The following is a 20318-nucleotide window of genomic DNA, read 5'->3' as shown; positions in this document are numbered from 1 at the left end:
TCCTCCCCGATTGAAAGAGTTGGCTACCGCATGGGTGTCCGGTCGGTGCTGCACAGGCTCACGATCGTTCGGTCGGCTTCGCACCTCCTTCCGTAGGGTGATGGTGGCGCTGGTCGGCGCCCTGGACCTCGCGCAGCAGTTCTATAGCGTGAGGCAGCGCGGGCAGGATGGTCTCCAGGTTCTCCCTGACGGCCTTGGGGCTGCCAGGGAGATTGACGATGAGGGTCCTGCCCCGTATGCCGGCCACGGCGCGCGACAGCATGGCGTGGGGGGTAACGCGAAGGCTGGCGGCGCGCATGGCCTCGGCAAGGCCGGGAGCCTCCCGCTCCAGGACGGATCGCGTCGCCTCGGGGGTTACGTCGCGCGGGGCGAAGCCGGTGCCGCCGGTCGTCAGGACGAGGTCCAAATCGGCCTCATCGCACCACCAGCGCAAGACCGCGGCGATGCGATCTTGCTCATCGGGCACGATGGCCGTTTCAACCACGTCGCCCTGCAGGTCCGCGCGCACGATTTCGGCGATGACAGGCCCCGCGCGGTCCTCGTATTCGCCCCGCGACGCGCGGTCGCTCACCGTCAAGATGCCAACGCGCATGAGGTCCTCCTGGCGTTCCGACGGCCCGCAGCGCGGCTACTTCTTGAGGAACTGCCGCCACTCGCCGTGAAAGCCGTCTTCGCTCACGCCGTAGTAGTAGTGGATGCGGCCGGTGCGGTCGCGCTGCACCAGGTTGTAGCGCCTGCGGCTGCCCGAGCCGTAAACCTTCCACAGGCCGATGTCGCCCAGCCAGGTGATCTTGTCGCCTGCCACCGGCGCGTCCTCGTGTTGGGTGATGGCCGAGCGCCAAAGCCTGCGCGCCGACTTGCGCGTTACGTTGGTAACGACGTTGCCGTTGCGCAGGTCCTTGAGCGAATGGTACAGCGTGCCTTTGCGCTCTTCCGATTCCACGATTTCCACGCCGGTGCGCGGCGGCTCAATGCGAAACAGAGGCTCTTCTTCTTCGGCGCAGACCGCCTGGGGGGCCGGCTCCGGCGCAGGGGCAGGCTGGCCCTTCTCCTCGGCGGCTCGCTTCACCAACTGGATGATCTCGTCGCGCAGGGCCAAACTGGTCTCCGACTCGTGCCGCACGTAAATCTTCGTGCCCTCCACCGAGTAGGGGATGTCGGCGCCCCTGGGGACGCTGACGCGAATGATCTTCTTGCCCTGCGATTCCAGCGTGTCTATCGTTACGTCCACCGGCGGCGTAACCTTGCGCTGGATCTCCGCCTTCAGGAGCGCCGCCACCTCTTCGGGCTTGTCCACGCCCACAGGCGGCGTCTTCGCGTTCGGGCTTACGCCGATGAAGATGGTGCCGCCGTTGGTGTTGGCGAACGCCACAACATCGCAGATGACCGCGTGCAGCCTGCCGCCCTGGCGCGAGGCCGACTCAAAGAACGACTGCACAATATTCGGCCCCTCCTGCCTGGCCGCCATCACGTGGTCAAAAGGCTGCTTGGCGGGCCTGTAGGGGCGCGTGCGGGCAAAGTCGTCGCCGAGGAACAACTCCTTGATGGCGGCAAACGTGGTCTCGGGCAGCAGCAACTCCGTGATGCGGTCGCCGATGCCGGTCAAACGCTTGTCCTTCGGGTCGGTGGTCAGGCAGTGCGCGTCGGATCCCTGGATGCAGTGCATGCGGCGCGGGTACTCGGGCTTGGAGCCGCTGTAGAACGAAGCCGTGCTCCGACGCTTGCCGCTCTCCAGATCCGTTACTTCCAGCGCGTGCAGGTTCGGATCCTGGGTATAGGCGATCTTGGTCTGCCCGCCGAAGTCAAACCCCTGCATCGCGACGCCGTGGCTGGAATTGGCGTGCGCAGCGATGACCAGCGCCCCAGCCCGCGCCATCTCGCGGTACGCCGTGAGCACGTCGGACGTCGCGCCGACCTCGGTGCTGCCGTCGTCCAATTTGTCGGCGGGGACATTGAGCCGCAGCAGGAGGTGCTCAATCTCCCGCACGGTCGCGTCTTCCGGGAAGATGGCCAGGATGTGAAACCCCAGGGTGGCGGTGAACTCCACGCCCGGCAGCACCAAAATCTTGTTTAGCAGCCGCCGGTATTCGGCCAATTGCTCCTTTTCCGCTGGCTGCAAGCGGTCCAGCCGCTCCAGGAGTTCCAGGCCCTCTATCTCCTGGAGCATGGTGGCGTAGCCCCGTATGGTGTTGTGATCCGTAAAGGCGATGATGTCCAGGCCGCGCTCCTCGGCTCGGCGCAAGATGTCCAGATAACTCACCTTCGGCTCTTGGTAGTCGGCCGAAGCGGGGGTATGGATATGCAGGTCAGCCTTTTTCCATTCCATCTGCCCGCTGACTTTTCGTGTACCTTTCATAAACTCTCTTTCAATCAGAATCTGCAAGCCGCCGTGCGCATGGCGCGCCAGACTTTACGGCTTGCCGAGATTATTGTAACATAAAACGCCTATTTATCAAATAACCGGCCGTCGTGGCCCGCAAGTTGCAACAGGGTTGGCCAGAGCCGCGCCGCAACCGCGGCGAAAGGAGGTTGCGAGAAGACAACATGAGACGACCCCATGTGCTGTTCGCCTGGGCTGCGGCCGCGCTGGCCGCGCTGATCCTCGTCGGCTGCTCGGCCCTTGCCCCGCAAGCCAACACGCCCGCGCCGCCGCCCACAGTGGCACCCTCCGATACAGTGCCGCCCAGCGCCCCTGCGCAGAATCCTGCAGGCGAGCCCACCGCCATTCCCACCCTGGCCGTACCCCCGACCAATCGCGTGCTCAACATCCTGCTCCTCGGCAGCGACCAGCGGGAAGGACAGACCGGCCCCTGGCGCACCGATGTGATCATGTGGGTTACCATCCACCGCGACGAGAAGGCCGTGGGCATCCTCAGCATCCCCCGCGACCTCTGGGTGAGCATCCCCAAGGTGGGCGAAAACCGCGTCAATGTGGCCGACTACTTCGGCGAAGCGTTGAAGTACCCGGGCGGCGGGCCTGCGCTCGTGGCCGACACGCTGAAGAACAACCTGGGGCTGGAAACCGACCGCTACATCCGCCTGAACTTTGAGGCCTTTGAGCGCGTGATTGACGCCATGGGCGGCATCACCGTGAACGTGGACTGCCCCATTGAGGACAAGTTCATAGACGATTCCGCGCCCGGTGGGTTCCGCCTGCTCAAGGTACCGGCGGGGCCACAGGTGATGGACGGCAAGACGGCGCTCATGTTCGCCCGTTCGCGGCACGGCCGCGGCGACATTGACCGCACCCGCCGCCAGCAGCGCGTCCTCATGGGCATACGCAACCGCGCGCTGGATGTGGGCATGATCCCCCGCATCCCCCGCATCTGGGCCGCCCTCAAGGACTCGGTGGACACCAACCTCACGCTCCAGGAGGTGCTGTCGCTGGCCCTCCTCGCCAAGGACATCTCGCCCGAGCAGATTCACAGCCGCGTCATAGACTACACCATGGTCCGAGATTGGACGACGCCGGAGGGCGCGATGGTGCTCCTGCCCGACCGCGCCAAGATCAGGGACGCCATCGCCCATCTGATGGAGAGTCCGCCGCTGATGGAGGCGTCGGCCTTCCCCGGCACCTGCCCCAACTAGGGGAGCGCGGCACTCGCGTTTGGCGACGGTCGGCCCTGCTGGTATCATGGAGCCAACGGTGTACCAGAACGCTGGCCGAACAGAACGGGAGCCGCCTATGCCCACGGATAAGCCAGGCACGGTAACGCTGATAGGCTCGGGCGAGATGACCGATGCCATGGGGAAGGTTTACCGCGCCGTCCTTCGCCGCATCCAAGGGGAGGTGCGCGCCGTGTTCCTGGATACGCCGGCGGGCTTCCAACTGAACGCCGACGAACTGTCCGAGCGCGCCGTGGAATACTTCCGCGAGCGGCTGGGCGTTGGCCTCTCCGTCGCCTCGTTCAAGAGCCGGCAGTCGCTGGACGATGAGACGCTGCAATTCAACCTGCACCTCATTCGGCGTGCCGATCTCATCTTCGCGGGGCCAGGAAGCCCCACCTACGCCGTGTCGCAGTGGAAGGATCATCCTCTGTTCTCGGCGTGCGCCCGGCGGCTACACGAGGGCGCCCATCTCATCATGGCGAGCGCCGCCGCCATTGCCATGAGCCGCTACACCCTACCCGTGTACGAAATCTACAAGGTGGGCGCGGAACCCCACTGGGTGGAGGGGCTGGATATCCTGGGGCCGTTGGGCATGACTCTCGCCATCATGCCGCACTGGAACAATGCCGAGGGCGGCACCCACGACACGCGTTTCTGCTTTATGGGCGCGCCCCGCCTGGGGGTCCTGGAACGGCAACTCCCCGACGACGCCACGATCCTGGGGATAGACGAGTACACCGCGTGCATCCTGGATTTGGAGGCGAACACGGGCGCGGTGATGGGCGCGGGCAGTGTTACCATACGGCGACACGGACACGATGAAATACACTCTGCGGGCACGTCGTTCTCGCTGGACGAACTGCGCACACAAGCGGCAACAGTCCCACGGCCCGCGCCCACCGAGCCTGCCGAGGGAATCTCCACGGTCACCCTGGCCGAGGAACTGCGCCGCGCGCGTCTGCAAATGGAAGGCCGCCCCAACGACCTGGCGGCCTGCCTGTTCGCCCTGCATCGGCTTGCAATGGCGCTGGAGTCGGCGGCTGCCGATCGCGCCCAGGCCGACGAGGCGCGTGCCTTCCTGCTCGCTTCGCTCTCGCGCCTCGCGCAGACCACGAGCGGCGAGGACTCGGCCGCGCCGTATGTGCAACTTTGTGTGGCCATACGCGACCAACTTCGCCGCGCGGGCCTCTGGGCACAAGCCGATGCTATCCGCGACGGCCTCGCGGCCCTGGGGATTGTACTGGAAGACATGCCCGGCGGCACGCGCTGGCGCCGCCGAACACCCGAAAGGAGCAAACCCGAATGACCACCATCACCTGCTACGGCGCAGTCGGATGCATCGGCGGCAACAAGATTCTCCTGGAAGATGGCGACGCGCGCCTGTTCTTTGACTTCGGGCTGGACTTCGGGCACGCGGGCCGCTTCTTCAACGAGTACCTGCGCCCGCGCGCGGCCCGCGGCCTGCTAGATCCCCTGGCGCTGGGGCTGTTGCCCCCGCTGGAGGGGCTGTACCGCGACGACCTGGCCTTCGCGGGCCTGTGGGAACGGTTCCGACCGCACCCGCTGTACCGAGACGTGCGGCGCGATGGCCTGCCCGCCGACGCCGTGCTCCTGTCGCATGCCCATCTGGATCACAACGCCGATCTGTCTTATGTCAACCACGCCATCCCCATCTACGCCACGCGGGTTACCGCCTTCATCGCCCGCGCCATGCAGATCACCGGCCAGATGTCCTTTGAGCGCGAACTCATCTACGTGAACCCCCGCGCTCCGGCGGAATCCGGCGAACTAAAATCGGACTCCAAGGCCGCCTACCGGTGCCGCCCCCACTACTTCGTGGACGGCGCGCTCACCGCCGAAGCCCATGACTACTGGGCGCATCTGCCCAAGAGCGACAGGGGCAGGGGCAAGGATTTCGTGCCAGCGTGCGCCGAGCGCGCGTCGGACTCCGTGAACGGCTTGCCCGTGCGCTGGTGGCCGCTGGATCATTCCATCCCAGGCGCGGGCGGATACGCCGTCCGAACGTCGGCAGGGTGGATCGCCTACACAGGCGACCTGCGCTTCCACGGGAAGAACGGCGACCTCAGCCGCCGCTTCGCGGAGGATTTGGCCCAACTGAACCCCGTCGCGCTCCTGTGCGAGGCGACGCGCCCCGATCCAGACCCCGCGCCCATCACCGAGGCCGACATCATCGCCAATGCGACTGCGCTCGTCCGCGCCGCCAGCGGCAGGCTCGTCGTGGCCGATTTCGGGCCGCGCAACGTGGAGCGACTGGAATCGTTCGCGCAGGTGGCCCAGGAGGCAGGCCGCGCGCTCCTCATCCTGCCCAAGGACACCTACCTGCTCCAGGCCATCGCCCTGGCCGACCCCGACCGCTACACCCCGCCCGAACTGTGGCCCATGCTGCAAGTGTACGCCGACCCGAAGGCCGCCCCGCGCCCGTGGGAGCGCACCCTGCGCGACGCATGGCCCAAACCCCTCGTCGGCCCGGCGGAGGTCTCGCGCAACCCAGGCGCGTACATCCTCTGCTTCTCGTTGTGGGATGCCAACGACCTGCTAGACCTGCAGGGGGTGGAAGGCGGCATCTACCTGTATTCCAGCAGCCGCGCCTACGACGACGAGCAAGCCGCCGACCTGGGCCGCCTGCGCAACTGGGTGCGACACATGGGGTTCACGCTGTACGGCGACCCCGATGACGCCAACCGCGTTCCCCTGCACGCATCCGGCCACGCCGCCGGCCCCGAACTGGTGGAGTTCGTCGCCACCGTCAAGCCCGACATTCTCATTCCCATCCACACCGAACACCCCGAATGGTGGGAGAAGCAACTGGCGGGCAGTGGCGTGCGCATCCAGAGGCCCGAAGTGGGCAGGCCCATCGTGCTGGCGTAGCACCGACCAGCCGCAGACTCGGTTCCAAACCCTGTTGGTCGCGGCATGGCACAGGTGCGCCGCACGTCCGGAAGAGCGTCGCACGTTCCACATTCGCGTGGATTCGTGTTGTTCGCGGTTATGGATGGGGGTTGATTCGCCTCGCTCGCAATGACGGATGGGGACAAGCGGCGTCGCCCCTGCCAACCGCCCTACTCCACCCAACCCAGCGTCCGCTCTACCGCCTTCAGCCAGCCCTTGTAGAGGCGGGCGCGGGTCTCGGCATCCATGTGCGGCTCCCAGATCTTGTCCACGCCCCAGTTCTTGCGCAGGTCGTCCAGGCCGCCCCAGAACCCGACAGCCAGCCCTGCCGCGTAGGCCGCGCCCAGCGACGTAGTCTCGGCCACCTTGGGGCGCACGACCGGCACGCCCAGGATATCGGCCTGGAACTGCATCAGCAGTTCGTTTTGCACCATGCCGCCGTCCACCTTGAGCGCCGCCAGTTTCACCCCCGAATCCTTCTCCATGGCATCCAGCACCTCGCGGGTCTGGTAAGCAGTCGCTTCCAGCGCGGCGCGGCACAGGTGCGACTTGTTCACGTAGCGCGTCAGGCCCACGATGACCCCGCGAGCATCGCTGCGCCAATACGGGGCAAACAGCCCAGAGAAAGCAGGGACGATGTACACGCCGCCGCTGTCCTGCACCTGTCGGGCGTAGTCCTCCACATGCTTGGCGAAATCAAAGAAGCGCAGGTTGTCGCGCAGCCACTGCACCAGCGCGCCCGTGATGGCGATGGAGCCTTCCAGGCAATACACGGCGGGTGCGTCGCCCATTTTGTACCCCAGCGTCGTCAGTAGGCCGCTGGCGCTGGGCACCGGTTCCGTGCCGGTGTTGAGGAGCATGAAACAGCCGGTGCCGTAGGTGTTCTTGGCCTCGCCCGGGCTGAAGCACGTCTGGCCCACCAGGGCCGCCTGCTGGTCGCCCAGGTCGCCGCACACCGGCACTGCCGCGCCCAGAGGCCCATCCGTCAGTGTCGTCCCGTACAGCGCGGGGTCGCTGGATGGACGGATGCGGGGCAACATCGCGCGGGGAATGCCCATGACCTCCAGAATCTCGTCGTCCCAATCCAGCGCGCGCAGGTTCATGAGCATGGTGCGGCTGGCGTTGGAGACGTCGGTTACGTGGGCGCCGCCATGGGGCCCGCCCGTCAGGTTCCAGATGATCCACGTGTCCATGTTGCCGAACAGGGCATCGCCGCGCTCGGCGGCGGCGCGGACTCCGGGCACGTTGTCCAGAATCCACCGAATCTTCGGCCCCGAGAAGTAGGTCGCCAGAGGCAGGCCCGTCTTGTCGCGGAAGCGGTCCTGCCCGCCGTCCTTTGCGAGGGCATCGCAGATGTCCTTGGTGCGGGTGCATTGCCACACAATGGCGTTGTAGTAGGGCCTGCCGGTCTTGCGATCCCAGACCACGGTCGTCTCACGCTGGTTGGTTACGCCGATGGCAGCCAGGTCGCGGGGGGCCACGCGCGCCTTGTCCAGCGCGCCCTGGATCACCTGCTGCGTGCGCTCCCAGACTTCCAGCGGGTCGTGCTCCACCCAACCGGCCTGCGGGTAAATCTGTCGGTGCTCCAGTTGGTGCACGCTGATGACCCTGCCCTCGCGGTCAAAGATCATGAAGCGGGTGCTGGTTGTGCCCTGGTCAATCGCAGCGACGTACTTTGCAGCCATAGTCCTCCCTCACTTGCCTAAGACCTTCTTGAGTTCAATTGGGTCGTTTGTCGTAATCGCGTCCACGCCCCACTCGGCCATACGGCGCATTTCCCCCGGGCTGTTCACCGTCCACACACCGATCTTGAGGCCGCGCGCGTGCACGGCGTTCACAAGCAAGTCGGACACGCCTGCCGACGACGGCATGATATAGTCCGCGCCCGTCTGCGCGATGACATCGGCCACAAACTGCTCGTGGGGCTTGGCGGCGTTCAGCGATAGCGTCGTGTTGCTCAGCAACGCGCCGGTCTTGAAGCGCGGGTCAATCTTCTTCACTTCCACGATGGTGGGAAAATCAAACGAGATAATAATCACATCGTCTACCATATCGCGGGCCTTGACTGCGTCAACTACCTTCTGCTCAATGCCGGGATAGCGACCGAAGATCTTCTCCACCTTGATCTCTATCTGCACCTGGGCCTTGCCCTTGACCAAATCCAGCACTTCGCCCAATGTGGGTACGGGTTCGGCGGGCCAGGGAGCGCCCTTGAACTTCGCCGCCGCGTTGAACTTGCGAATGTCCGCGAAGTTCATCTGATAGATGAACCCCTTGCCGTCGGTGGTGCGCGCCAGGTCGGGGTCATGCATCACGACAAGTTCGCCGTCCTTGGACAAGTGCACGTCGCACTCCACCATATCCACGCCGATGTTGAGCGCGTTGGCGAAGGCGCCCAGCGTGTTCTCCGGAGCGAGCGCCGCGCCGCCCCTATGCGCCACGACCAGGATATGGGGCCAGGCGGGGGCCGTGGGCGAGGGAGCCAAAGTTGGGGAAGGCGCTTCCGTCGGAATCGGCGCGGTTGGCATAGCCGTCAGCGCTGCTGTAGGCTGCGCGGCACAGGCAGTCAGCGCCTGGCACAGCACAGCAGCGGCCACGAGCAGGGTGATGAGCGAGGATACTCTGCGAATTGTGGTCATCGGTCGTCCTCCAATGTATAGCCCCAGCGCGGAGCAATGATAGCAGACAATGACAAACTCTACAAGAAGTTTGGACTGCTGAAGCGGCGCTCCAGCAGTCCAAACGGTGTCATCCACAGAACGCTCTGTGGGTGAGAGGCGTTACGGCGCTACGGTGTCGTTGTAGTCCTTGATCGCCTGGGTAACCTTGGCCGCGGCCTTGTCCAGGGCTTCCTTCGCGGTCGCCTGGCCGGAGAAGCATTCCTCCAGCGCGGCTTCCACGGTCTGGCGCGCCTCAGGAAAGACGCCGATCAGGCCACCCGCGGTGTAGCTGTTGATGGGCGCAGCATGCAGTTGGTCAATGGCCACCTGGAACTGCGGGTATTTCTGCCGCCAGGCGATGTCATCTGGGTGGTTGTATCCCTTGGAGTTGATGGGGTAGTACCCGGTGTTGATGTGCCAGAAGGCCTGCGAGTCGGCGCTGACCATGAACTTGATGAACTTCCACGCGGCTTCCTGTTCCTGAGGCGGCCTCAGGTTCAGGATGTACAGGGCGGCGCCGCCGATGATGGTCCCGGATTTCTTGAAATCCTCTTCGCTGGAGCGCGGCAGGAACCCAACGCCCAGTTCAAACTTGCCCTCGGCGGCATCCACACGGTCGCGGAGGCCAGCGGTGGAGTCCAAGGTCATCGCCACCACGCCCGAGTCAAACGCCTTCTTGGTGTCGGCGGTCTTGCGGCCCAGGTTGGCGCAAATGCCCTCGTCAATCATGCTCTTCCACCATTCCAGCAACTTCACCCCTTCCGGGCCGTTGAAAGTCGCCTCGGTGGCGCGAGCGGCGCGGCCATTCTCGTTGTTCACGTAGTAGCCGCCCTGTACGGCGATGAACTGCTCCACAAACCAACCGTACAGTGCAAAGGCGCAGCCATACTGGACAGTGTTGCCCGATGCGTCCTTTTTGGTGAGTTTGCGGGCGGCCTCGGTAACCTCGGCCCAGGTGCGCGGAGCCTTCTCAGGATCCAGGCCGGCCTCCTTGAACATCGTCTTGTTGTAGTACAAGACCGGGTTGGACGTATTGAACGGCATGGGCCACAGCCGGCCATCCACGGTATAATAGTTACGCACGGCCGGCTCAATGTCGCTCACGTCAAAATTCTCGGCGTCAATGAAGTCCTGCACCGGCTTGACGACGTTCAGGTCAATAAGCAAGCGCAGCCCAATATCGTAGATTTGCACGACCGCGGGCACGTCCTTGGACTGCAGACCGGCTTTCAACTTGGTGATAGCATCGTCGTAGGAACCCTGATATGTAGCGGTAACAAAGACCTCGTTCTGGGACTCGTTGAAGCGCTTGACCAGCTCTTGAATGGCGTCGCCTCCCCTGCCGCTCATGGCGTACCAGAAGTCAATCTTCACAGGCTCCTTTGGCGCCGGAGGGGTCGTCGGCTGGGCTGGCGGCGTCGTAGGCTGAGCCGCAGGGGTCGTCGGCTGAGCGGGCGGCTTCGTCGGCTCAGGCGTCGCCTTGGGACCGCACGCCGTCAGCACCATGGTGGCAACAAGCACCACAGCCACAACAGCGAAGAGCGTTCGTTTCATTGTCCTTCTCCTTTTCGTAACGAATAGTTTTGTCATGTCTCCTTGTGGAACTCCAAACCGATACATCCTTCTCCCGTCCGCATCACCTCCTTCCTGTGCACACGTTCACAAGACCATGACGAAGCAACGACGACAGCGCCACGCGGGGTAGCAATGCTCTAGCCTTTCAGGGCACCGGCAGTCAGGCCGCGGATAAGTTGCCGGTTGGCGAGGACAAACAAGACCAGCGTCGGGATCATCACGATCACCACGCCGGCCATCACCACATTCCAGGCCTCGCGCTCAAACTCCTGCAGCATCTTGATGCCAATCTGCACCGTGCGCATGTTGGTGCTGTTGGTGATGAGCAGAGGCCAGAAGTACTGATTGTAGGTCTGAAGGAAACTGTACACCGCCAGCGTGCCCAACGCTGGGCGGGCCAGCGGCGCAGCGATGGTGAGCAGGTAGCGCAGGTTGCTGCACCCGTCTATGATTGCCGCATCGTACAGATCCTTAGGCAGGCTCATGAAGAACTGCCGAATCAGGAACGTGCCGAACGCAGTCGCCATGAACGGCGCGATGAGCCCCAGGTACGTATCGTCCCACCCGATCTTTTGGATGAAAAGGTAGTTCGGAATGATCGTCGCTTCCCACGGGATCATCATGGTGGAAAGGAACACCATGAACATGAACTGCTTGCCCTTGAACGGCAGGAACGCGAACGCGAACGCCGCCAAACTCGCCAGAACCAGTTGCGAGATCATCACGCCGCCTGACTGGATAAAACTGTTGAGAACAAATCGCAGCAGCGGCGCCATTCGGAGCGCTTCTTTGTAGTTCTGCCACTGGAAATCCAGCGGCACCAGTTTCGGCGGATAGGTGTCCAAGTTTTTCGCGCTAAGCAGCGACGTAACGAACCCCGTGTACAGCGGGAACAGGATGGCGATGGCCGCGATGGTGAGCAGCAGGTACAGGGCGACCTTCCCGAGAACCTGCGCAAACTTGTGCTTGCTCATGCGTAGTGCACCCTCTTCTCAATGACGCCGAATTGGATGATGGTCAGAATCAGGATGATCACAAACAACACCAGCGCCTGCGCCGAAGCGTAGCCGTACTGACCGTTGAAGTAGAAACTGCGGTAGATTTCGTGCACCACCACCTGTGTGGAATCCACCGGCCCACCGGCGGTGAGCACGTTGACCTCGGTGAACGTCTGGAACGCATTGAGCGTGGTCACGACGAGGAGAAAGAACAGGCTCGGCGAGATAAGCGGCAGCGTGATATGGCGCCAACTGTGCCAGAAGCCCGCACCGTCAATCTTCGCGGCCTCGTACAGTTCTTCGGAGATACCCTGCATGCCCGCCAACAGCACGACGGTGGCGAAGCCTGTCTGCAGCCAGATGCGCGGGATCGCCACCGAAATCAGCGCCCAGCGCGTGTCCGTCAGCCATGGGATCTTGCCCACGCCGATGATTTGCATGACGTAGTTGAAGGTGCCGATGACCGGGTGGTACAGGAACATGAAGATAAGGGCTGCCGTCGCGCCCGACACCGAGATGGTGATGGCGAAGGCAACGCGGTAGAACGAGATGCCCCTCAGTCGCAGGTTTCCAAGCGTCGCCAGCGCCAGGGACAGTAGCAGCACTCCCGGCACGGTATAGGCCACAAACTTCAGGGTTACCAGCAGGCTATTGGCGTACACCGGCGACTCCACCAACCGCTGGAACCACTTCAGCCCGACGAACTTGGTCATCTGGCCGATGGGATTGGTGGCATACATGCTGAGAATAACCGTGCGCACCAACGGCGCGAAAACGAAGATCACGAACAGGGCGAGCGAGGGCGCTAGATAAGGGAACGCGGTAATCCACTGCTTGATTTCGCGGCGTCGCTGCTTCGCTCGCGCTTGCGCGATACTAGAACGTGTCCGCGTGAGCACTGCCATGTGCCGCTCCTGTGCAAGGATTTGCAACTGCTGTTAAAGCGGAAAGCAAAGGGCGAGGACGCAGCCCCTCACAAAGACCCTGGGTGGGCACCGGACAACCTGCCACTAGAGTATCTTTGCACACGTAAGTATATCAGAAGCGGTCTGTATTGTCAAATCCATTGCGAAAAACTACCCTTCTGCAATGTTCGCTTCCGCGCCCCACTTGCCGCGCAACGGCGCACCCGGTATAATTCTTCGCGACGCGATTCCATCCGGGAGGCCGCGAGGTGAGGACGACCGCAAGCGTATGGAAGTTGGCCATTGCGATGATGACGATCGTGCTGTGGGCTTCCGTCCCGGGCGCGTGGAGTCGGACGCACGCGCTCAACCAGACGGTGCCCACGCGCACGCCCTCACGCGCGCCCACCAGCACGCCCACGCCCATCCCGCCGTCGCCCACGTTCACCGCCACGCCGCAGCCGCCATCGCCGACGCCCCTCCCGCCATCGCCGACGACGCGCCCGCCCGACACGCCCGCGCCGCCCCCGCCCACCGACACTCCCGCGCCAACGGACACGCCCGCGCCGTCGGCCACGTTCACCCGCACGCGCACGCCAACGCCCGCCCCCACCTTCACGCCGACCGACACGCCGACGGGCACTCCTACCGCGCCGCCCACGCCCACGCCGGAGCCGCCGACGCCCACCGACACGCCAACGCCGACACCCGTACCGCCAACCGCCGCGCCCACAGCCACGCCGACGCCCGCGCCTGGGGCTGCGTCTGGCGTCGTCATCCTTGGGGCCGGAGCGGTGGCGTTGGCTCTCATCGCCGCCGGCCTGGCCTTCTTGGCCCGCCGCAGGACAGCCCGATGAGCGCAGAGTCGGTGCAAGCCCGTGCGCTGCGCCTGTTCCGCGCCGCCTGGCTCACCACTGGCGAGCCTCTGGCGGCGCACACATCGTTCCGCATCGGCGGGCCGGCCCTGCTGTTCGCCACACCGCCCGAGGCCGAGGCCCTCCGCCAACTGTTGGCCTTCTGCGCCGATGAGCGCCTCCCCTGGCTCGTCCTCGGCAGGGGCACGAACCTCCTTGTCGGCGACGCGGGCTACAACGGCCTCGTCATCCACATGGGGAAAGCATGGTCCTGGCTACGCATATCGGGCCAGACGGTAGAAGCGGGTGCGGGCTATCCCCTGCCGGCCCTGGCGCGCAAGGCGGCCGAGGCGGGTCTGGCAGGACTGGAGTTCGCCGCCGGCATCCCCGGCTCCACAGGCGGAGCCGTCGCCATGAACGCCGGCGCGTTCGGCGCAAGCATCGCAGCGGTCGTGCGCGATGTGGATTGCGTCTTGCCGTCGGGCGAAGCCTGCTCGCTGACCAACACCGAGATGAACTTCGCGTACCGCCACTCGCGCGCCCTGGCCGAAGGTATAATCGTCGTCGGCGTGCGTCTGGCCCTTACCCCAGGCCGGCCCGAGGACATCGCCCGCCGCATGGCCGACTTCCAGGCGCAACGCAAGGCGCGCCAGCCGCTGACCTCGTGGAGCGCGGGCAGCGTCTTCCGCAACCCACCGGGCGACGCCGCCGGCCGCCTGATAGAAGCAGCCGGCTGCAAGGGGATGAGGCGGGGCGGCGCGCTGGTCTCGCCCAAGCATGCCAACTTCATCGTCAACACCGGCGGGGCCACCGCGGCCGATGTGGCTACCCTCATGGCCGAAATCCAGCGGCGCGTGTGGGAGGCTTTCGGCGTGTGGTTGGAGCCGGAGATCAAACTCGTGGGCGAGTTTGACGCGCCCACGCCCGGCGCCCGGCTCGCCTGAGCGCATCGCCCAAATCGCGGGCCGCCTCTTCGTCCAACACCCACACAGCCCGCGCCGCCGCCACCCGCGTCGCAGGCAGGGTTGCCTCCTGCGTCTCCAGAACGCGCGCCGCCGCCCTGGCTTTGCCCGCGCCCGTAACGACGAAAACCACGCGCCGCCCCGCCGCAATCAGCGGGAGCGTGAACGTGATGCGCGCGTGCATCCCCTCGGATGGCGCGGCCACGGCGACAACTAGGCGCGTCCGCTCGTCCAGCGCCGCGCTTCCGGAGAACAGCGACGCCGTATGCCCATCCTCTCCCAACCCCAGCAAGATCACATCCAGCCGCGGCAAGTCTTCGCCCGCCACACGCCGCAGCACGGCCTCATACCGGCGGGCTTCGGCGGCGGGGTCTTCCTCGCCACGGATGCGATGCACCTGTTCCGGCGGGATGGGGACGCGCGACAGGAGCGCGGCATTCGCGGCCCCAAAGTTGCTATCCGGATGGCCCGGCGGCACGCACCGCTCATCGCTCCAGAACAGGTGCGTGCGCTCCCAGGGCATGCCCGAGGCCAAAGCCAGCCGCGCATAGGCCGCCAGCGGCGACCGTCCCCCCGACAGCGCCAGGAGAAACCGCCCCCGACGGCTCACCGCGCCCTGCGCCGCACGGACGATCATCGCGGCCACGCACTCGCCCACGTCCTGGGCCGTGGGTGCGACAACCAGCCTAGGACTCATGACCGCCACCCGCGCAATAGGTCATCCACGCCCGGCCGTCGGCAGCCAGCAAGCGCGAAGCCCCCTCCGGCCCCCAGGACCCGGCCGCGTAGCCCTCAAGCGGCGCCCCACCCTGCTCCCAGCCCTGCACGATGGGGTCAATCCACGCCCACGCGCGGTCTATCTCGTCGCAGTGAGCGAACAGCGAAGGATCGCCCTGAATCGCGTCCAGCAGGAGACGCTCGTAGGCTTCGGCCAACCGGCCCGGGCCGAACTCGCGCGCGTAATGAAACACCATGTTCACCGAACGCGTGGCCATTCCGAACCCGGGCGACTTGATCTCAAACACCAGGTGCACGCCCTCATCGGGCTGCAGGCAGAAGGCCAGCCGATTGGCGGGCACCGATTCGCCATCCCCCCGCCGAAACACCAGGTGAGGGGCGCGCTTGAATTGCAGGACAATCTCGGTGGTCTTCGTCTTCAGGCGCTTGCCCGAACGGAGATAGAAAGGCACGCCCTCCCAGCGCCAGTTGTCCACATGGGCCGTGACCGCGCCAAAGGTTGCGGTCTGGGAGTCAGGGGCCACGCCCTCCTCGGCGCGGTATCCCTCGTACTGGCCCCGCACGGTGAAAGCGCCAACCTGTTGGGGCAGGATAGGGCGCAGCGTCTCCAGGACCTTGACCTTCTCCTGGCGGAACATCTTGGCGTCAAACGATGCCGGCGGCTCCATGGCAATCAGCGTCAGCAGTTGCAGCACGTGATTCTGAAACATGTCGCGGAGCACGCCCGCGCCGTCGTAGTACCCGCCCCGATGCCCCACTCCCACCGACTCGGCCACCGTAATCTGAACGTGGTCCACAAAGTTGCGGTTCCAGAGCGGCTCAAAGATGGCATTGGCGAAACGGAACACCAGCAGATTCTGCACCGTCTCCTTGCCGAGATAGTGGTCAATGCGGTAGATTTCTTCTTCGGGGAAGGCCGAATGGAGCGCAACGTTCAAGTCATGGGCGCTTCGGGCGTCTCGGCCAAAGGGCTTCTCTATGACAATCCGCGCCCAGCCATGCTCGGACCGCGACAGGCCCGAATCGCGCAGTCGCTCCACGATGGGAACGTACAGGTCGGGCGGCGTGGCCAGGTGAAACAGATAGCGCCCGTGCCCGACACCCACGCCGCGTTGCGCGTCCAACGCGGCCAGGAAGGAACGCAACGCCGCATAGGATTCCCCCGACCCGTAGTCCAGTTGGAAGTAGCGAAGATGGGCCGCCAGGCGCTCCCACGATTCGCACCGCACGGGCGTAAGCCGAGCGTAGGCGGCGACGCCGTCCCACAACCGCGCGCGGAACTCGGCATCGCTCATCGGCGTGCGCGCGACGCCCACCACCGTAATCTCCCGCCCAGGTGTCAGGTAGCCCGCGCAGCACAGGCTGTGCAACGCGGGCACCAATTTGCGCCGCGTCAAGTCGCCCGATGCCCCAAAGATGACCACGGTAAAGGGCGGCACGGGCCGCCTGGTTTCGCCCGCCTTCGGTTCCATCGCCATTGTCGCCCTCCCACCCAAACACGTCTGGCCCATTATACCCTGCTCGGCGGCGATTGTGAAGCCACGGTTGCGTGGCAAAACGTGCGCCATCGCGACTCGGTTCCAAAGCCTGTTGGTCGTGCCGTGGGCATAGGCGCGGCGCACTTCCGAAAGCGCGTCGCGCCTTGGTCGCCAACACAAGACGGAGCCGAATCGCCGCCACGGCGCGGTTGACGCGCCACGCCCCCGCGTGCTACAATATCCCCGATTCCCGCAACCTGCGACAACGGCATAACCCAGAAGGGAGGGGTTGCCATGGATATTCCCAACCTGCGATGGTGGGGGTGGGGTACGCTGGACCAGACCTACTCCCTGGACAATCGCCCCCGACTTTGGCCCACTCTGCGCCAATGGCTCGCCTTGCCCGATGACATCACCCACTCCCCGCCTGTGCTCCTGGACGACATGGACCTGCGCCCCCCGCGCCTGAGCGATGCAGACATCGGCGCGCTGCGCGGAATCGTCGGCGACGAGGCGGTGCTCGTGGACCGTCGGGCGCGCGTGGAGCACGCCTTCGGCAAGTCGTACCGCGACCTGATCCGCGTGCGCACGGGCATCGTCCCCAATCCTCCGGACGCGGTCGTCTACCCCGCGGACGAGGCCCAGATTGCCGCGCTTTTGACCTGGGCCGCCGACCGCGACATCGCCGTCGTGCCCTTCGGCGGCGGCAGCAGCGTGCTGGGCGGCGTGGAGCCGGAACCCGGCCCGCGCCCCGCCATCTCGCTGGACCTGGCGCGCATGGATCGCCTCCTGGCGCTGGACCGCGTCTCCCGCACCGCCCGAATCCAGGCCGGCGCCACGGGCCCGGAGGTGGAAGCCCAACTCAACGCGCAGGGCTTCACCCTGGGCCACTTCCCGCAATCCTTTGAGTTCTCCACGCTGGGCGGCTGGATCGCTACCCGCGCCGCGGGTCAGGCTTCCACGGGGTACGGCAAGATTGAAGACATGACGCAGGCCGTGCAGATGGTCAGCCCGGCGGGCGTCCTGGACACTCGCGACGCGCCGGCCACTGCCACCGGCCCCAGCCTCCTGCACCTGCTCATCGGCTCCGAGGGCGTGTTCGGCGTCATCACCGAAGCCACGGTGCGGATTCACCCCCGGCCCCAGGTGCAAGACTACCGCGGGTTCCTGTTCCGCTCGCTGGAAGATGGCCTTGCAACCCTGCGCGACCTGCTCCAGGGCGGGCCCAAGCCCACCGTCGCGCGCCTGTCGGACGCCAGCGAGACGGCGGGGTTCGCCATGCTGGCCCACACGCACAGTGGGCTGAAGGCCCTGGGCGACGCGGCAGCCGAAGCCTACCTGCGGATGAAGGGGCACAGCCTCACCGGCGGATCCTGCGTCCTCATCCTGGGCTACGACGGCGACGTGAAGGCCACGCAGCAGGCGTGGAAACGGGCCGCGCCGGTGTGCAAAGCCCACGGCGGCCTCGCGGTTGGCCGCTCCGTCGGCGAATCGTGGAAGCGCGAACGCTTCGCCCAGCCCTACCTGCGCGACATCCTCCTAGGCGCGGGAATCTTCGTAGATACCCTGGAGACCGCCACCTCCTGGGCCAACCTCCTGCGGCTGTACGAAGCCATGACCCAGGCCCTGCGCGCCGCCATCCGCGACGCCGACGGCGGCCCTGGCTACGTGATGACGCACGTCTCGCACGTATACGAGTGGGGCGCGTCGCTGTACGCCACGTTCCTGGGCAGGCAAGCACCCGGTCAGGAGGAGCAGCAGTGGTGGGCCATCAAGCGGGCCGCCACCGAGGCCATCCTGGGCGCGGGCGGCACGCTGAGCCATCATCACGGCATCGGCCGCGACCATGCCTCATGGTTCCAGCGCGAAGTGGGGCCTCTGGGAGTGGAGGCGTTCCGGGCCGTCAAGCGCACCCTGGACCCCGCAGGCATCCTGAACCCGGGCATCCTGTTCGCAGACGGGAGGTAACCCATGCCCGACCTGTCGTTCTCCCTGACCTGCCCGCGCCCCTTCTCGGCCGCGACCCGCCGCGAGAACCTGGACGCCCTGGCGTCGGACACGTTTGACATCCTGGTCATCGGCGGGGGCATTACAGGCGTGGCCGTGGCCCGCGATGCGGCCCTTCGCGGGTACCGCACGGCGCTGGTGGAAAAGCGCGATTTCGGCTTTGGCACCAGCAGCCGCTCGTCGCGGATGATCCACGGCGGGCTTCGCTATCTGGAGAACTACGAATTCGGGCTGGTGCTGGAATGCTGCAACGAACGGCGGCGCCTGCGCAAGATCGCGCCCAGGCTGGTCAGGCCGCTCCCCTTCCTGTACCCCGTGTACAGCGACCAGAAGACCGGCCCGATCAAATTGCGCCTGGGCCTCACCCTCTACGACGCGCTGGGGCTATTCCAGAACGTCCAGCGCCACCGCTGGTTGGGCGCCGATGAAGCGCGCGCCCGCGAGCCGCTGCTGACCAGGCCGGGGCTTCTGGGCGCGGCGCGGTTCTACGACGCCCGCACCGACGATGCCCGCCTGACGATGCTCATCGCCAAGGCCGCCCATGCCGAAGGCGCGGTCGTCGCCAACTACGCCGAAGTCGTCGCGCTGCGCCTGGCCGGCGGCAAGGTACAGGGCGCGTGGGTGCGCGACCGCATCACGGGTCGCGACATTGAAGTCCGCGCCCGCGTCGTCGTCAACGCCACGGGCGTCTGGGTGGATTCCATCCGCCAGCAGGATCCGAACTACAAGGGCATCACCATACGCCCCACGAAGGGCATCCACCTGGTCTTCCGGCGCGAGCGCCTCTCCAGCCACCATGCCATCGCCTTTGACTCGCCTCGCGACGGCCGCCACGCCTTCCTCATCCCCTGGGGCCAACACACCATCGCCGGCACCACCGACACCGACTACACGGGCGACCTGGACGCCCCCGCCGCGACCCGCGAGGATGTCGCCTATCTGCTGGAGGCCCTGGCGCACAACTTCCCCAGCGCGCGGGTGAGCGAAGCCGACATTGTGAGCACCTTCGCTGGCCTCCGCCCCCTCATCTACGCCGAGGGCGGCACCTACACCCTGTCGCGCGAGCACCAAATCTACCGCAGCCCGTCGGGCCTCATCACCGTTGCCGGCGGCAAACTCACCACCCACCGCCTCATGGCCGAGCAGATTGTGGACTTGGCGGCGCGGGTGCTGGCGCAAGAACACGGCGTTGAGGCCGCGCGTCCCTGCGCCACCCGCAAGTCCCTGCCGGGATGCGAGATTGTGGGGAACGCCGCGGCCTGGATGGGGGACGCCGACGCGCACGCCCATCTCGTGGACACGTACGGGGCCGACGCGGCCTGGATCGCCGCCTATGTGGAGGAAAACCCCGCGCTCGGCGAGCGCATCGTGCCGGAACTGCCCTACCTGATGGCCGAGCCGTTGTATGCCGTGCAGCACGAGATGGCCATGAGTCTGTGCGACGTGCTCATCCGCCGCACTCACGTCATCTACGAGACGCCGGGCGGCGGCCTCAACCGGGCCAGGGCCGTGGCCGAACTGCTGGCGCCGCGCCTGGGCTGGGCGGCGGTGGATGTGGAGCGCGAACTGGGCGAATATGAGCGGCAGGTCGCGCTGACGCAGGCGTGGCGATAGCGCCCCCA

Annotated in this window: 16 protein-coding genes; 7 read left to right on the top strand and 9 right to left on the bottom strand. The window is 65.8% G+C overall.

The annotated features are described in order from the left end of the window. Positions 1-58: 58 nt before the first annotated feature. Together mog and H5T65_00630 are read right to left on the bottom strand one after the other, a co-directional pair. Positions 59-592: a molybdopterin adenylyltransferase gene (gene mog / locus H5T65_00635; protein MBC7257732.1), complete on the bottom strand. Its 534-nt coding sequence runs from the start codon at positions 590-592 to the stop codon at positions 59-61. 36 nt (positions 593-628) lie between these two features. Then, positions 629-2326 (bottom strand): putative DNA binding domain-containing protein, encoded by a 1698-nt coding sequence (locus H5T65_00630; GenBank protein MBC7257731.1) that lies wholly within the window; start codon positions 2324-2326, stop codon positions 629-631. Between the two features lie 218 nt (positions 2327-2544). Between H5T65_00630 and H5T65_00625 the strand changes: the two genes are divergently transcribed. From H5T65_00625 to H5T65_00615, 3 genes are read left to right on the top strand one after another with little or no spacing between them, the layout of a single operon-like run. Next, positions 2545-3588: an LCP family protein gene (locus H5T65_00625; GenBank protein ID MBC7257730.1), complete on the top strand. Its 1044-nt coding sequence runs from the start codon at positions 2545-2547 to the stop codon at positions 3586-3588. A 46-nt stretch (positions 3589-3634) separates the two neighbouring features. Then, positions 3635-4915 carry a hypothetical protein gene (locus H5T65_00620; protein MBC7257729.1) on the top strand — a complete coding sequence of 427 codons (1281 nt, stop codon included), beginning with the start codon at positions 3635-3637 and terminating at the stop codon, positions 4913-4915. Further along, positions 4912-6498, top strand: coding sequence for an exonuclease (locus H5T65_00615; protein ID MBC7257728.1), 1587 nt, complete (start codon positions 4912-4914; stop codon positions 6496-6498). Before H5T65_00620 ends, H5T65_00615 begins: the two co-directional genes overlap by 4 nt. A gap of 191 nt (positions 6499-6689) precedes the next feature. On the opposite strand, the gene glpK is transcribed toward H5T65_00615, so the two are convergent. From glpK to H5T65_00590, 5 genes are all read right to left on the bottom strand, one after another. After that, the gene (gene glpK / locus H5T65_00610; protein ID MBC7257727.1) at positions 6690-8204 is read right to left on the bottom strand and encodes a glycerol kinase GlpK; all 1515 of its coding nucleotides are present in this window, start codon (positions 8202-8204) and stop codon (positions 6690-6692) included. Between the two features lie 9 nt (positions 8205-8213). After that, positions 8214-9158, bottom strand: a complete 945-nt coding sequence (locus tag H5T65_00605) for a hypothetical protein (protein MBC7257726.1) — start codon at positions 9156-9158, stop codon at positions 8214-8216. A 141-nt stretch (positions 9159-9299) separates the two neighbouring features. After that, positions 9300-10733 (bottom strand): ABC transporter substrate-binding protein, encoded by a 1434-nt coding sequence (locus tag H5T65_00600; protein ID MBC7257725.1) that lies wholly within the window; start codon positions 10731-10733, stop codon positions 9300-9302. Between the two features lie 158 nt (positions 10734-10891). Then, the gene (locus H5T65_00595; GenBank protein MBC7257724.1) at positions 10892-11728 is read right to left on the bottom strand and encodes a carbohydrate ABC transporter permease; all 837 of its coding nucleotides are present in this window, start codon (positions 11726-11728) and stop codon (positions 10892-10894) included. Beyond that, on the bottom strand, positions 11725-12657 hold the full coding sequence (locus H5T65_00590; GenBank protein ID MBC7257723.1) for a sugar ABC transporter permease: 933 nt from the start codon (positions 12655-12657) through the stop codon (positions 11725-11727). Before H5T65_00590 ends, H5T65_00595 begins: the two co-directional genes overlap by 4 nt. A 269-nt stretch (positions 12658-12926) precedes the next feature. Here H5T65_00590 and H5T65_00585 point away from each other — a divergent pair, with 269 nt between their 5' ends. Together H5T65_00585 and murB are read left to right on the top strand one after the other, a co-directional pair. After that, entirely contained in the window at positions 12927-13514 is a 588-nt protein-coding gene (locus H5T65_00585) for a hypothetical protein (GenBank protein ID MBC7257722.1), read from the top strand. Beyond that, entirely contained in the window at positions 13511-14455 is a 945-nt protein-coding gene (murB, locus tag H5T65_00580; GenBank protein MBC7257721.1) for a UDP-N-acetylmuramate dehydrogenase, read from the top strand. The genes H5T65_00585 and murB overlap by 4 nt, the downstream gene beginning before the upstream one ends. Here murB and pgl read toward each other — a convergent pair. Together pgl and zwf are read right to left on the bottom strand one after the other, a co-directional pair. Beyond that, the gene (pgl, locus tag H5T65_00575) at positions 14403-15170 is read right to left on the bottom strand and encodes a 6-phosphogluconolactonase (protein ID MBC7257720.1); all 768 of its coding nucleotides are present in this window, start codon (positions 15168-15170) and stop codon (positions 14403-14405) included. The two genes, murB and pgl, sit on opposite strands and share 53 nt — an antisense overlap. Continuing rightward, positions 15160-16689, bottom strand: coding sequence for a glucose-6-phosphate dehydrogenase (zwf, locus tag H5T65_00570; protein ID MBC7257719.1), 1530 nt, complete (start codon positions 16687-16689; stop codon positions 15160-15162). The genes pgl and zwf overlap by 11 nt, the downstream gene beginning before the upstream one ends. Before the next feature lie 294 nt (positions 16690-16983). Here zwf and H5T65_00565 point away from each other — a divergent pair, with 294 nt between their 5' ends. Then, positions 16984-18657, top strand: a complete 1674-nt coding sequence (locus tag H5T65_00565; GenBank protein MBC7257718.1) for an FAD-binding oxidoreductase — start codon at positions 16984-16986, stop codon at positions 18655-18657. A 3-nt stretch (positions 18658-18660) separates the two neighbouring features. Further along, positions 18661-20310 carry a glycerol-3-phosphate dehydrogenase/oxidase gene (locus H5T65_00560; protein MBC7257717.1) on the top strand — a complete coding sequence of 550 codons (1650 nt, stop codon included), beginning with the start codon at positions 18661-18663 and terminating at the stop codon, positions 20308-20310. The last annotated feature ends 8 nt before the right edge of the window (positions 20311-20318 follow it).

This window comes from Chloroflexota bacterium (assembly GCA_014360805.1).
Lineage (GTDB): Bacteria > Chloroflexota > Anaerolineae > DTLA01 > DTLA01 > DTLA01.
The sequence above is the reverse complement of the archived record's forward strand: the minus strand, read 5'-3'. Positions and strand labels throughout refer to the sequence as shown.

Coding starts and splice junctions, on each gene's coding strand:
- mog (MBC7257732.1), bottom strand. CDS start 592: ATGCGCGTTGGCATCTTGACGGTGAGCGACCGCGCGTCGCGGGGCGAA.
- H5T65_00630 (MBC7257731.1), bottom strand. CDS start 2,326: ATGGAATGGAAAAAGGCTGACCTGCATATCCATACCCCCGCTTCGGCC.
- H5T65_00625 (MBC7257730.1), top strand. CDS start 2,545: ATGAGACGACCCCATGTGCTGTTCGCCTGGGCTGCGGCCGCGCTGGCC.
- H5T65_00620 (MBC7257729.1), top strand. CDS start 3,635: ATGGAGCCAACGGTGTACCAGAACGCTGGCCGAACAGAACGGGAGCCG.
- H5T65_00615 (MBC7257728.1), top strand. CDS start 4,912: ATGACCACCATCACCTGCTACGGCGCAGTCGGATGCATCGGCGGCAAC.
- glpK (MBC7257727.1), bottom strand. CDS start 8,204: ATGGCTGCAAAGTACGTCGCTGCGATTGACCAGGGCACAACCAGCACC.
- H5T65_00605 (MBC7257726.1), bottom strand. CDS start 9,158: ATGACCACAATTCGCAGAGTATCCTCGCTCATCACCCTGCTCGTGGCC.
- H5T65_00600 (MBC7257725.1), bottom strand. CDS start 10,733: ATGAAACGAACGCTCTTCGCTGTTGTGGCTGTGGTGCTTGTTGCCACC.
- H5T65_00595 (MBC7257724.1), bottom strand. CDS start 11,728: ATGAGCAAGCACAAGTTTGCGCAGGTTCTCGGGAAGGTCGCCCTGTAC.
- H5T65_00590 (MBC7257723.1), bottom strand. CDS start 12,657: ATGGCAGTGCTCACGCGGACACGTTCTAGTATCGCGCAAGCGCGAGCG.
- murB (MBC7257721.1), top strand. CDS start 13,511: ATGAGCGCAGAGTCGGTGCAAGCCCGTGCGCTGCGCCTGTTCCGCGCC.
- pgl (MBC7257720.1), bottom strand. CDS start 15,170: ATGAGTCCTAGGCTGGTTGTCGCACCCACGGCCCAGGACGTGGGCGAG.
- zwf (MBC7257719.1), bottom strand. CDS start 16,689: ATGGCGATGGAACCGAAGGCGGGCGAAACCAGGCGGCCCGTGCCGCCC.
- H5T65_00565 (MBC7257718.1), top strand. CDS start 16,984: ATGGATATTCCCAACCTGCGATGGTGGGGGTGGGGTACGCTGGACCAG.
- H5T65_00560 (MBC7257717.1), top strand. CDS start 18,661: ATGCCCGACCTGTCGTTCTCCCTGACCTGCCCGCGCCCCTTCTCGGCC.